General features: G+C 36.6%; 12 protein-coding genes. 7 read left to right on the top strand and 5 right to left on the bottom strand.

What is annotated here, in order from left to right:
• The first annotated feature begins 113 nt into the window (after positions 1–113).
• Positions 114–872, top strand: a complete 759-nt coding sequence (locus KI338_RS05875; protein ID WP_212920080.1) for a cytochrome c oxidase assembly protein — start codon at positions 114–116, stop codon at positions 870–872.
• A 62-nt stretch (positions 873–934) separates the two neighbouring features.
• Positions 935–1,390, top strand: a complete 456-nt coding sequence (locus KI338_RS05870; protein WP_212920079.1) for a YhfM domain-containing protein — start codon at positions 935–937, stop codon at positions 1,388–1,390.
• A 42-nt stretch (positions 1,391–1,432) separates the two neighbouring features.
• On the opposite strand, the gene KI338_RS05865 is transcribed toward KI338_RS05870, so the two are convergent.
• Both KI338_RS05865 and KI338_RS05860 read right to left on the bottom strand, forming a co-directional pair.
• Positions 1,433–2,449 (bottom strand): DUF1646 family protein, encoded by a 1,017-nt coding sequence (locus KI338_RS05865; protein WP_212920078.1) that lies wholly within the window; start codon positions 2,447–2,449, stop codon positions 1,433–1,435.
• 132 nt (positions 2,450–2,581) lie between these two features.
• Complete coding sequence (locus tag KI338_RS05860) at positions 2,582–3,835, bottom strand: MFS transporter (RefSeq protein ID WP_212920077.1); 1,254 nt, start codon at positions 3,833–3,835, stop codon at positions 2,582–2,584.
• Positions 3,836–3,997: 162 nt separating this feature from the next.
• Between KI338_RS05860 and KI338_RS05855 the strand changes: the two genes are divergently transcribed.
• A complete protein-coding gene (locus KI338_RS05855) occupies positions 3,998–4,558 on the top strand; it encodes a GNAT family N-acetyltransferase (RefSeq protein ID WP_212920076.1) in 561 nt (186 codons plus the stop codon).
• Positions 4,559–4,602: 44 nt separating this feature from the next.
• On the opposite strand, the gene KI338_RS05850 is transcribed toward KI338_RS05855, so the two are convergent.
• The gene (locus KI338_RS05850; RefSeq protein ID WP_212920075.1) at positions 4,603–6,102 is read right to left on the bottom strand and encodes a malate:quinone oxidoreductase; all 1,500 of its coding nucleotides are present in this window, start codon (positions 6,100–6,102) and stop codon (positions 4,603–4,605) included.
• 507 nt (positions 6,103–6,609) lie between these two features.
• On the bottom strand, positions 6,610–8,418 hold the full coding sequence (locus KI338_RS17820; RefSeq protein WP_280530730.1) for a M4 family metallopeptidase: 1,809 nt from the start codon (positions 8,416–8,418) through the stop codon (positions 6,610–6,612).
• 219 nt (positions 8,419–8,637) lie between these two features.
• Here KI338_RS17820 and sipW point away from each other — a divergent pair, with 219 nt between their 5' ends.
• The gene (gene sipW / locus KI338_RS05840) at positions 8,638–9,189 is read left to right on the top strand and encodes a signal peptidase I SipW (protein WP_212920074.1); all 552 of its coding nucleotides are present in this window, start codon (positions 8,638–8,640) and stop codon (positions 9,187–9,189) included.
• A gap of 64 nt (positions 9,190–9,253) precedes the next feature.
• Positions 9,254–9,850, top strand: coding sequence for a TasA family protein (locus KI338_RS05835; RefSeq protein ID WP_212920073.1), 597 nt, complete (start codon positions 9,254–9,256; stop codon positions 9,848–9,850).
• A 51-nt stretch (positions 9,851–9,901) separates the two neighbouring features.
• Here the strand turns inward: KI338_RS05835 and KI338_RS05830 are convergent, their stop codons facing one another.
• Positions 9,902–11,140, bottom strand: a complete 1,239-nt coding sequence (locus KI338_RS05830; protein WP_212920072.1) for a helix-turn-helix domain-containing protein — start codon at positions 11,138–11,140, stop codon at positions 9,902–9,904.
• A 700-nt stretch (positions 11,141–11,840) separates the two neighbouring features.
• Here KI338_RS05830 and KI338_RS05825 point away from each other — a divergent pair.
• Together KI338_RS05825 and KI338_RS05820 are read left to right on the top strand one after the other, a co-directional pair.
• Positions 11,841–13,355, top strand: coding sequence for an MDR family MFS transporter (locus KI338_RS05825; protein ID WP_280530729.1), 1,515 nt, complete (start codon positions 11,841–11,843; stop codon positions 13,353–13,355).
• Positions 13,356–13,506: 151 nt separating this feature from the next.
• On the top strand, positions 13,507–13,738 hold a 232-nt coding region (locus KI338_RS05820; RefSeq protein ID WP_212920071.1), incomplete at its 3' end, for a transposase.

The raw sequence follows: 13,738 nt of genomic DNA, 5'->3' as shown, positions 1-13,738 counted from the left end.
CTATACCTATGCGATGCCATATTTTTTATACTTTATACGTATCGAATAATTTAAAATAACGTACATAAGCTGATTATAGAATGATACGACAGCCTGAAGGGAGGAGTTATAGGTTGTTTGATTTCTTACTAGGAGATCAACTAGCGTGGAATATTCCTTTGTTCATGTTGCTCCTTCTCATCGCATTACTTTATATTTGGCTTGTAAAGAATTACTTACATAAAACAATTGTACATAGGAAAACATTTTCCATTTTTCTAGGCTTGGGACTCTTATACCTGGCAATTGGTAGTCCTTTAACGAAGATTAGTGAACTATCCTTTAGCTTACACATGCTTCAGATGAGCATACTTTATTTCATCATTCCGCCGCTTATCATTTATGGAATGCCAGCTTTTAAAGCATTAAACAGATGGCTTCTCCCCCCACAGATAGCTTTAGTAAGCTTTGCTATATTACTTTTTTTGTATCATATTCCAATCGTGATAAACCTTTTATCCGCTTATTCAGCTATTCATAACGGATATGTTACACTATTATTTATCTTATCCTTGCATTTATGGTGGCCATTAGTCGCACCTAATCCAAAGCATCGTATCCAAGGAACAGAGAAAAAAAAGTATTGTAAGTATAATAGCCTCTATATTATGCCAGCCTGTTTGTTATTAATTGTTAGTGCTGTAATCGGCGAGATTAATAATCCATTTCTTACACAAATTACAGCCCATCTATGCATACCTTCCGAAACCAACTCTTTACAAGTACTCCCTCCACTTTTTAATACTTCATATGATCAGATAACAGCAGGAATACTTATGATAGGAATCCATAAACTGTCTTTAAAATTAACCATTCATATTAGTAATTCATGAAACATTTATCGAAGTTACTACGTCTAAGTTTTAAACACCAATATAAATTGAGGTAACTGACGATGAGAAAAATGATTTGGTTTACACTTTTACTCCTTTTTATGGCTAGCACTCTTGTAGGCTGTCAATTAACGAATTCCACAGAACGACTACCGGATGGTAATTCGGACTCCAAAAAATCGTCCAATACAGAGCTGCGTACAGTCAGTATTTCTAGTTCAAGAGGATTTGCTAACATAAACCCAGACTATTTCATTGAATATGATGATACTTCGACTCTATCCTTTTTTGAAAAACTAACTACTAGTGCTGAAAAAGTTCCTGGGATAGTGAATATGGCTGAGCCTGAATTTGACCTATTAATTACTGATGTAGACGGTAGCACCGAAGGATATCATTTGTGGATAGGAGCAGAAGGGGGAAAAAGTACATTAATGAATATTACTGACACCCATACTATCTACTCCATCTCAGAAGATTTGACTTCATCATTAAGAGAATTTGTACAATCAAAATAAGAGGTTCCTGGCATGATAGCAGGAACCTCTATATATTGTGACCTAACCAAAGATCAAAAGATAAATAAATACAATAACCATCACAATTAATCCAAAAGGAACACCCATTTTAGCCCATTCTTTACTGGTAATTCCAAGCTTATTAGCAGATATAATGTTTGGAATGTTACCTGGAATAAGCATTCCACCACTAATAATTAAGCCTAATAATAGAAATTCTATCGTTTGGTAGGACATTGCTGGACTTATTTCTGCAGCAGCTAATGTTGCGTTATCTAAAACCGCTGATATCATATTGATCCAGTACAAAATGGTTGGAGGTAAATCTAATAAATAACGATCCACTAATGGCTCATATCCCGCTCCTAATAATGTTAATCCCATTACAAATAAATAAATTTTAAAGGAGCGGATTAGTATTTCTGAGTAGCTCTCTGCATCATTATCCCCATCTAAGCCACGGTCACTCTGACTAGGCTTTAGAACAAAATAAGATACAATACCAATTGCTAGAACAACGATAATAACCTCTAGCCCTATGGATTGAAACAGATAGGAGAAGCTTTCATTCAGTTTGTTTGTCGTTATTGTTGCTAACGGCTCACCAATTGGCGTTAATACGGCCCCTAGTCCAATCGAAAAACAAGCTAGGATAACGGTTCGAATTTCAGTCTTTCGATCCAGCTTCAAGACACTCACGATGGAAACTAGAACAATAGCTGCGATAATTGCTGTAATAACACTTGATAATAGTCCTAAAACAACAATAATAACAGCAAGAAATAAACTTATATTCATTTTTTGACTAACCTTTAAAATGAAGCCTTCGATCGGTTTCTTTAACCATTTAAACAACAGGCCAGCAATTAGAACGGCTAACGTAATAAAGATAGGATCCTTCAATGCCTCTGCAAATAACTCTATATTCAAAACGCCACTGACAATTGCAGCCAGTAGCCCCATCACAAATAAAAATGGTTCTAAATTTCGTTCAATAGGTTTTACAAAGAAAGGTAAAAATAATACAAGGAATAAGATAATAATAAGACCAACGGTCATTGACCATGCCTCCAGTTCGTAGATGAAATTTTTGTTGTTAATATAAGGTTAATCAAATAATGAAAAAATATTAGTGAGCGGATTCACATTTAAAAATAGGCTTCCCTTTACATATGTCTAATTTTACCACAACTAACCAGAAGTTTTGTTATTGAAGTCCTTATCCTTTTTCACGATTAAATAATATAAAACTAGAACCGGTGATAATAGAATGGCACAGCATACAAATGCAGTTCTTATTGCCAACTTGGTTGCTATAAGACCAATCACTGGGCCACCGCTAATTTGGCCAATAGCATCTATTTGTCCCTTCACAGAAAAGAATGATGCGCGTGTCTTTGAATCGACGATTAGTTGATTCAACCAAACATCCACTAATGGCTCCATCGTATGTCTGCAAATTTGGATTAACATATAGAATACAAGCAAACCAATAACCAATGTTGAAAATGCAAAGCCTAGCAATGAACTAATAATGATAAAACTACCGATAAATAATGCTATATAGATTTGTTTTCTTCTCTCATAAATCGTGCTTCTACTAATTAAATGTAGCGTTATAAAGGAAAAAAGTACAATGACGAACTCAATAGCCCCCATAAATATAACTAGTTGTGAATCCGTAAACTTCGATAGATTTGCAGCATCAATAAAATGTGTCATCCAAAGTCTATCAAAGCCCTCACTATACAGACCAAATAATAAAGCAATTAAAAATAATATCCGCAATAGAAAGCTAGCTTTGGAATATCGAATAATGTTCTTCATATTCTTCTTAAGATGACTCCAGGTAGAATCCCTTTCCTCTTTATTAGCAGGATAAAAGTTCTCTTCCTTCATATAGCGAATTAATAGCACAGCTAATAGCAGCATACCAATTCCACCTAATAGAATTGGGAGATTAACCATAAAGTACCCAACTCCTATACTTAATGGAATTGCTATGATCCGACCTAAATTCCCTGCTCTGGCACCTTTTACAAACGCAGCAGATGCCTCCTTCTCTCCAATCTCATCTGCAATCCATGCTTGCTGGGCACCGCTAGTAAATGTGTACCCTATTCCCCATAACACCTGTGAAATAATTACGGTAACAAACAAAGGGAAAAGTCCCTCTATTAAAAAACCACTCCCTATTAAAAAGTACCCGATAATAATAGATAGCTTCCGACTCTTTAAATCCGCAACAACTCCCGTCGGAATTTCGAATAGGAAAACTGTCAGTTCTAGCACCGTTCCAACTAAAACAAGCTGAAGCGGATCAAGCCTTACAATTTGTACATGATACAACAAGTTTACGGTAAAGATAAATGTAAAAATTAGTGCAGATAAAAAATTGGTATAGATATAGACTTTATAAGGATCTCTATCACGTAAAAACCTCAATTTTTCTACTTCTCCCGATTATTTTTTCATTTAGTATAACACAAATGGGAATAGTTACTATTTTTTAAAAAGGTTGAATAGGGGGGAAATATTAAAGCTGAAGCCTGTTGTGTTATACTCTAATATGGAAAGTTACTAGAAGAAAGAAGGAAGATTAACAGAATGAATTGGTATGAAAAACTACAGACCTATTTTCCAGTTGATGAAATGAAAGCAAAGGAACAGCTTGATGCACTATTAGAAGAAAAAGGGAATATATATGTTAAAGATGAGGGAAAATATCATATTGTCATGTATGCAGAATTTGATACGTTCATTTTTGTCGATTTCTTATTAGTCTCCAAAGAATCAAGGGGAACAGGAATTGGCCATCAAATCATTGAAAAGTTAAAAGCAAAAAACAAACCAATTATTTTAGAAGTTGAAGCAGTTGATCCTAATAGTCCTGACACCGAAAAGAGGCTTCGCTTTTATAAGCGAGAAGGTTTTAACCCAGCAAAAGACATCCAATATCGATTCCAGGCATTTTTATTAAACGATGAGGTACCGTTAGATATATGGTATTGGGCTGACCACTCCATATCCGAAATGGAGATATTTGAATGGATGAAAATGGTCTATTCGGAAATTCACTCCTTCCAAGCAGAGAAAATCTATGGGTGTGTACCAAAACCAACTCATGACGTAATCCAATATGCTGGAAACGAAAATAGCTTGGTTTAAGCCCAAACGAATGAGCCGTAGATTACTATCTACGGCTCTCTTATTTATACTTCCTGAAGTTCACTTGTTAAACATAGTGCTTCTGCGGTGGAAGCTTGAATTTCCTGAACAAGCTCTGGATTTTCTTTCAGTGATATATCATAAGAAGGAACCATTTCTTTTATCTTTGGTTTCCATTCTTCTAAATGCTCTGGGAAGCATTTTTCAATTAACTCCAGCATAATCGATACTGCGGTAGATGCACCCGGAGATGCACCAAGTAACCCTGCCACAGAACCATCAGCAGCATGCACTACCTTCGTACCGAACTGTAGTGTTCCCTTACCACCCGCTTCAGTCTCTTCAATCACTTGAACACGCTGACCAGCAACGACAATATCCCAATCCTCACTTTTTGCATCTGGAATGAACTCGCGAAGCTCTTCCATCCGCTTTTCTTTCGTTAATAAAAGCTGTTGAATTAAGTATTTCGTCAATGCCATGTTTTTTAGGCCTGCACCGATCATATTCACGATATTGTGCATTTTAACCGAAGTAATTAGGTCAAATATAGAACCTGTCTTTAGAAACTTCGGTGAAAATCCTGCAAACGGACCGAATAATAAAGACTTTTTATTATCGATATATCTAGTATCGAGATGTGGTACAGACATTGGCGGAGCACCGACCTTAGCCTTACCATAAATCTTGGCATGATGCTGCTCAACAATTTCCGGCTTATTACATACCATAAATAATCCGCTTACAGGAAAGCCGCCAATACCTTTTCCTTCAGGGATACCAGTTTTTTGGAGCAAATGTAAGCTACCTCCACCTGCACCAAGGAAAATAAATTTGGCATGATGGCGTTCCACCGTACCATTTTGAAGATTCTTTACTTTTAGCTCCCAGGAACCGTCATTGCCACGCTTAATGTTTTTTACCTGATGCTGATAATGAATCGTTACACCTTGATTTTGTAGGTGGGTAAATAACATCCGTGTTAAAGCACCAAAGTTCACATCTGTACCCGAATCAATTTTCGTAGCAGCAATTGGCTCGCTTGATGTTCTTCCTTCCATTATAAGCGGGATCCATTCCTTTAAGGTCTCTGGGTCATCGGAATATTCCATTCCCTCAAAAAGTGGACTTTTTGATAGCGCTTCAAATCTTTTTTTCAAAAAGTTAACATTTTTATCGCCCTCAACTAAACTCATATGAGGAATTGGCATAATAAAATCACTTGGATTTTCAATTAAATTACTGTTTACAAGATAAGACCAAAATTGTCTAGATAGTTGAAATTGATCATTAATTTTAATTGCTTTTGTTATATCGATTGTTCCGTCTGATTTCTCAGGTGTATAGTTAAGCTCACATAATGCAGAATGCCCTGTTCCTGCATTGTTCCATTCATTAGAGCTCTCCTCACCCGGTTTATCCAGCTTCTCGAAAACGGTAATGTTCCAGTCTGGTTGTAGCTCTTTTAACAGTGATCCTAATGTTGCACTCATCACACCTGCGCCAATCAAGATGACATCTGTTGTACCTTGTTTGTTACTCATGTTATCCTTCCTTATCCCCTAAATATTAGGCAGTAAAGGGTGGGCTCACCCGCTTCTTTTCTGAGAAAAACTCGCATTCGCACGTCTTTCGCGAAGTGTTTGCTTTTCTTATGCTGGCGGGAAAGAATTTTTAACTTTCCTATCTGCCAAAAAGCAAGGCGCCTAAGTAGAACGCCCTTTTCTGTCACAAAAATATCATATAACTATTATAACTATTCTTATGTCTTTATTTCTACCATTATTATAAACTATTTTATTGCACTTAAAAAGCGAGATATTATTCTCGCTTTTTAAGGACTACGTTTTGAGTCACTTTATTTCTTTTATTTTAATAACGCTCGATCCATATCTTGGATATTTGCTATATCAGTAAAGACGGTAGTTGGAGTCGTTCAGAGATTGGTAATGAAACAGCAATACTTCGAGTAAAAAAATGGACGATTATGTCGTTTCCCAGTCAGCAATTGCTACTAGAAACGAAATAACCGTCCTTCAAATTACGCTAAATTAATGAACTCCTACAGCATCATATGCTGCCATAACTGCCTGTACCTCAACAGATGGCTCTCCATTGCGATCCGGATACAAGTCACGAGCTGCTTGAACTGCTGCTTGGCGCATGTCACTAAAGTTAGAAGAAGCTGTTAAATAATGGGTTAGTGTACGATAGAAGATTTTTTCCGCCTTTTGTTTACCGATTCCGTTAACGGTTACACCGTAATGTGTGCCGCCTTCTGTTATTAAATGGGCTGCTTTATTGTTGATACTACTATTGATGTGTACACCACCATTGTCCTTCTCACCCAAATAGCGATCATTGTAATGATCAGGATAGTAGCCTGTTTCTGTATAACCTGATAGAGGAACTGAACCGGGATCCTTCATATCACGTAGACCATCACCAGGTATATTTGGGGTATAAATATCTTCACCTAATAGCCACAAATCATCACCTGTTTTATTCTCGATAAATGAACCCATAATATCAGCAAGTGATTCATTTAATGCTCCAGATTCTCCTTCATAAATGAGATCAGCTGTATGTGTAATGACACCGTGGGTCATCTCATGTCCAATGACATCCATACCGCCTGAAGTAGAAATCATGAGCTGGCCGTCTCCATCTCCATATATCATTTGTTTGCCATTCCATCCAGCATTATTCCATTTCTCTCCAACATGAACCGTTGAGATTAGCTTCATGCCATTATTATCAAGGGAATCCCTATTAAACACTCTTTTGTAGTAGTCATACACCTTTCCAGCATTTACATGTGCTGAAACCGCCGCAGGATCATAGAAAAAGCTTGATGAAGTGGTCACTTCAAAGCCTGTAAATCCTAATAAAGCATTGAGTAATAGAAAAGAAAACTCTGGCATACGTTGTGCATGGAATGTGTGAACACCATTTGCTCTTGTATTATCAAACAAATAACGCGCTCCTGTTTCCTTATTTAACGTTGAATTAAATGTTAAGAGGTTACCAAATATGTCCATCCCTCTTGATGTAATTGGTTCAGATTTATCCGATTCTGCTAGAGGAGATATTTCTTGTTCCTCACCAGATGACGCAACAGTGAAACTATTTTTCTGTGAATCTATGGTTGGTGCCATTTCATGAAAGGCATTGTAGCTTTTCATTATCTCACCACTAGTAGCATCTACAAAGTAATGATAATATCCTGGTGCTGGAATAGAAGTGGAAGCTATTACTAAATATGCTAACGTATGACTCCCATTGTCCGGGTACCAGATTAGCTTTGCGTCAATGCCATCATATTCTTTGACTTCTCCAATGTCCGCTTCAATATCACGTTTTGCAACCTCTAATGCTTGATTTTCCGAAAGTGTTGATTCAGATGATAGGATAGACTGTTTACGTTTTGGTGTAACATTTCCAAAGAAGGCCATTACTTGATTATTTTTGTCTAATGCCACCGTTTGTTCAGATCCATAAATTGGAACACCATGAATCATTTCAACCGTTCTAAAATGATATGTTCCGGTCTCTTTGTCGTCTATTTTGTCTATAATTTCGAACTGTTCCTTTGCCTTTGCGATTTGTGATTCTACATTTTTAGTGTTTAACGATGCATTTTGCCCTGATACCTGTGTTTGAAGGAATAAATAAACAGTATCCTCTCTACTTAATCCCTTAGGTGCTTCGCTCAAGACGTTTACATAAGATGGTGTGTCTACTTCTTGCCCACTAGCGGAAACATTGGTGCTAGGTAATGCTAATCCCGAGAAGGCTAACGTTGCTGTTAAAAATATAGGAAGTGCCTTCTTTTTTAAATCCTTTTTCTTCTTCAACACAATCACCTCTCCTTTTGGTTTTGCTTTCACCCTCTATTATTCTTGGGTTTTCCCTAGACAGTCAATTGGGTTATAGAAAACCCTATTAAACTCGCATTTAATAGATTTGAACTGAAAAAAAGTGTTATTTTCTAGTATTTTTATATGAAAAATAACCCAATTTACAATTTTCCGTCTATAACCTACGCTAGAATTATACGCTGTTGGAGGTGGATGAAAATGAAAAAAATCATTTTTGGGATTATGAAGACAGGAACGTTAATTCTTTTTTGTTTATTGGCACTTTTTGTTATATCAACGAAAGCATCTGGTGGAGAGCCGTCCCTATTTGGACATCAAGTTAAAGTAGTTTTATCAGGTTCCATGGATCCTACCTTTAAAACGGGGTCTATCATTTTAACTGAGCTAGTAGGTTCTGATACGACATTTAAGAATGGGGATATCATTACTTTTCAACAGGAAGATAGATTGGTTACGCATCGTATTGTGGATGTCATGGACGTAAATGGTAATCAATTGTTTCAAACGAAGGGAGATAACAACAATGCGGCTGACCGAGATTATGTTCAAGCCCAACATATAGTTGGAAAGTATACTGGGGTCACCATTCCAATCCTGGGATATGTAGTAGGATTCGCAACATCAAAGCTCGGATCTGCACTTTTATTATTTATTCCCGGCCTATTATTGGTTCTATCAGCAGGTCGTTTGATTTTCTTGGCAGCTAGAGAGCTAGAAGGGAAAAAAGTAAAAGAAACGGAAACCGTTTAATCCCCTATCCTTTGAAATGAAGATATAGGGTTAAAAAATTTAGAAAACTAGAGGAGGAAGAAAAATGAGTTTTTCAAAAAAGGTAAGTAAGGGAATACTTACAGCAGCACTAGGATTTTCATTAATGGGAGGAGGAACGTATGCGTACTTCAGCGATACAGTTGAAGTCAATAATACGTTTGCCGCTGGTACATTAGATTTATCCGTTAATCCGGAAACAATCGTTAATGTTACTAATCTAAAGCCAGGCGATGAAATCTCTCGTGAGTTTACATTAACCAATAATGGAACACTAGACATTCACAAGGTATTGCTGAATACGAGTTACGAGGTTAATGATGCTTTGGGTGATAATACAGATGATTTTGCTAACCATATTAAAGTAACCATACTTTACAACCAAAACAATGCAACGGTTCAAGTAATGGAAACAACCCTTAGTGAGCTTTCCAAGATTACACCCGACATTACAGCGGTTGATACATTTGTTGGGGGAGAAAAGGTTCCAAATGGATTAAAGCCAGGTGATATTAACAAAGTTATCGTCTTATTTGAATTCATTGATAATGGGGAAGATCAAAACCAATTCCAAGGAGATGCCTTACAGTTAAAATGGCAGTTTGTTGCTGAACAGACTGAAGGACAACTGAATGAGGGTTAAAAAGCAGTACAATTACTTATCCCCGAGAAATCTATACTTCTCGGGGATATCTTATAATTGATCACCAAGAACCTCCGATGCTTTTAAATACTGGTTTGTCTTAATATAGTGTTCAAATAGAACTTTTCCATAGCGCTTATAGTAAATGACATGATTAATCTTAGAAAAATGGGGCAGCGCCTTTTCCTCGAGAAATTTATAATAAGCATCTTCATTCCCTTGCGCTTTTAGTTTTATTATCTGGAATAAAACGATGAAATGCTTACTATCTAATTTCTCTGCTAGGGAAAGGCCTTCTTTTATTTTTTTCAGTAAAATATTCTTTCTTGAAAGATTACCTTCCAAACAAGTATCTAAATAGTTATAAAGATGTAAAAGATGGCTAGGAGATTCTGGTTCATCCAATTGCATCGCTTCCCAATGGCAGTTTTTCGATAAAGGATATTCACCTTTATGAAAATATTCAAAGCCCAGGTTATTTAGTAAGATAGCCTTTTTGGTTGTAAAACCTAAGGTATCACAATTTTGAATTAACTGATGGTATCGTTCTACAATGTTATCGAAGTCAACGGAATCATCACGACTTAGTTGTAGTAGCATAAACGTTTCTGCATCCATCGACCGTGCATAGTTATTTGTTGCTCGAAAATAACGTAATGCCTTTTCAGCATAATAATAAGCCATGATGTGTGAGCTGATTAAATGGTAGGAAATTGCCAGGTGATAATAATATTCTTCATTCCCGTACTCATCAATTTGTACCTTTTCTAAAAATTGAAGTGGTTTTAAATGACCTCCCTGGGTAACATGAGCACTATCACTAATGTAATAGATTCCGTATATATGATGTAAGAGATTGTATTCATATGGAGTTAGCTCTTGAGATTTTTTTCTAATATTCTCGAGTATTTCAAAAGCCTTTTTATGATTTCGATGTATGATATTGTATCTAGCATGGAGTAATTGGTAGTGGGATATGTAGTAAGATGAGTAGACAAAGGCTATTTCTTCTAATTCATTCTTGATATGTTCTATCATTTCATTTCTGCCCAAAATCATGGATTGATGCCACTGTTGAAGTAACTTTTCTATTCTTTCTACAGATTCTATCTCTTTTTTTATATCTATTGCAAGGCGTTCTGAGAACAGCGTAATAAGCTCTTCAGAATATGCGGTTTTTCCTCGTTCAATTTTACTAATGTGGGTAGTAGTACAGATTCCATCCGCCAGCTGTGCTTGTGTCATGTTATTTTTTTCGCGATAGAATTTAATAATCTCTCCCTGCAGCATCGTATGCCTCCTCTAATAGACTATATTTTCGCAATTTTCTATAAAGAATTATAATATATAGGGAGGTAATTAACCATAGGGAAAAAGTAGCGTTGAAACGTACGATTAAATAGCTAATAGCACCATTAAAATTACGATGTACTAAGACTTTTTACATCTTACTTTAGAACGAGGGTAAATAATAAAACCTATTATTTGTTGTCCCTACTAACGAGTTCCCTTGCAAATTCTAGTAAGGAATAGAAGCTTGTATATTAAGAGAAGTAATCACTTCCTACCTTATAGCAAGCTTTTCTTTCAACTCAATTAACACCTTTTTAAAATTCTCCAGACAAAAGCTGTTAGCTTCCTCTGTACTCGTATAGAATCCTATCCTCTTGCCATTTAATAGAAACGTAATTTATTTCCGGTATCATTATCCATTTATAGCAATCCCCATCACTTCCCCATCGCATAATACTGGATCAAATATTATTAACAATGGATGGGTGCCATTATACTTTGACAAAGAAGTAATGTTATACCTTCGTTCATCCTAATAAGTTAGATAGATTGCTAGTAGATTTCTTAACTATCATCGAAGACATCTCGACAATGCTGAAATATATACAACACTACTTAAAAAAGTATAAAATAGGTTGTATATCTGAACTATTTCTGAATTTACATAATACTAGTAATTTAAAGGGGGATGGCTAGGTTGAGTCATCAAACCAATCGAAAAATGGTGACTGTGGCTATGATGGTGGCTGTATTTCTCACTGCTATTGATGTAACGGTTGTCAGTACGGCAATGCCACATATTGTTGGTGAATTACAAGGCTTAAGCCTATATAGCTGGGTTTTCGCCATTTATACATTAACCACTAGTGTCACTACTCCTATTTACGGAAAATTGGCCGATCTCTTTGGCCGAAAAATTATCTTCATTATTGGAGTAATTTTATTTGTACTGGGATCGGTTCTATCTGGACTAGCTCAGTCCATGGAACAACTAATTTGGTTTCGTGCCTTTCAAGGGATTGGCGCAGGGGCAGTAATGCCAGTTACCTTTACAATTATCGGTGATATTTTTCCAGGAGAACAACGCGCTAAGATGCAAGGGCTATTTAGTGGTGTGTGGGGAATTGCTGGATTAATGGGACCGCTAGTTGGTGGTATGTTCGTTGATCACTTTTCATGGAGATGGATATTCTATATCAACGTACCTGTTGGTGCCATTTCACTTATTCTCGTCATTTTATTTTTACATGAGACCGTTGAACGTCAGTCGAAAAAAATTGATTATTGGGGAGCCCTCGTGTTCACCGCCTCGGTTTCTGCACTACTCTATGCGTTATTAAGTGGTGGGACAAAATATGCTTGGGGAAGCACAACGATTATTCTATTGTTGATTGGGTCTGCCATTGGTATTCTTCTGTTCATTTGGATTGAGACAAAGGTGGAAGAGCCAATGCTACCACTATCCATCTTTAAAATTCGAGTCATTGCCATTTCCAATTTGATTGGATTTTTACTGAGCTTTGTGTTAATTGGAGCTAATGTCTACTTACCAATGTGGATTCAAACGATACTCGGACATAGTGCGACAAGCTCAGGACTAACCTTAATGCCAATGTCCTTAGCATGGCCACTTGCTGCTACTTTTGGTGGACGCTATATGTATCGAATTGGTTCGAAGCGAACAACCCTGATAGGTGTTATTCTTGTCGCATTAGGGACAGGGTGGACCTTGGCCATTCAATTAGACTCTCCATACTGGTACTTTGTCGGCTTAATGATTGTGCTTGGGCTTGGTATGGGATATGCCATTACTCCGACAACCGTTATGATTCAGGCATCCGTTGGTTGGCAAATGCGTGGTGCAGCAACTGCTTCGAATTCATTTGTCCGTTCGTTAGGACAAACGATTGGAATCACTATTTTAGGAAGTATGTTTAATTCGTCTGTTGCTAAATATGCTGCATCCCATCTACCTGATAATGCAGGTGATGCGGAAACGATTAATAACTTACTTCAAACGAATGGTGAGGCAGGAAATAATTTAACCAATATCCCACCAGAATTAATGGATTTTGTTAATCAGTCCTTAGCACATGGGATTCACCTTATATTTATAGTAATTTTCGTTATTGCTGTTGCGGCATTGATTTCAGCTCTTTTCCTACCCTCACATGAGAAGGTATTAGAGCTACAGAAACGTATCGATCAATAAATTAATGAAAAAGAGGCTGGGACAAAACCCCAGTAAATAAAAAAGAGTGGTACTTACCAAAACAGGTGAATGCCACTCTTTTTATGCACACAAAAAGGACACCTTTTGATAAAATTAAAGTTACCACACAATAATTTTTGGAGGTGTCCCTATGTTTAAACATTATACCATGAATCAAGTAATTTTGCCGTTAGATTTAGAAATAAAATTACAAGAAAATGATATTGCATACACCGTTAATGAATTAGTAGAAAGTATTCCAGAAGAGGCATTTGATCGTTTTTTGCGTGATACCGGTTGTCCAGCCTATCATCCACGAATGATGATGAAGATTATTTTGTGTGCTTATACGCAATCTGTTTTTTCAGGTAGAAAGATTGAGG

The organism is Ornithinibacillus bavariensis (assembly GCF_018333235.1).
In the GTDB taxonomy this organism is placed as follows: domain Bacteria; phylum Bacillota; class Bacilli; order Bacillales; family Amphibacillaceae; genus Ornithinibacillus; species Ornithinibacillus bavariensis.
This window is presented reverse-complemented; position numbering and strand designations above follow the sequence as displayed.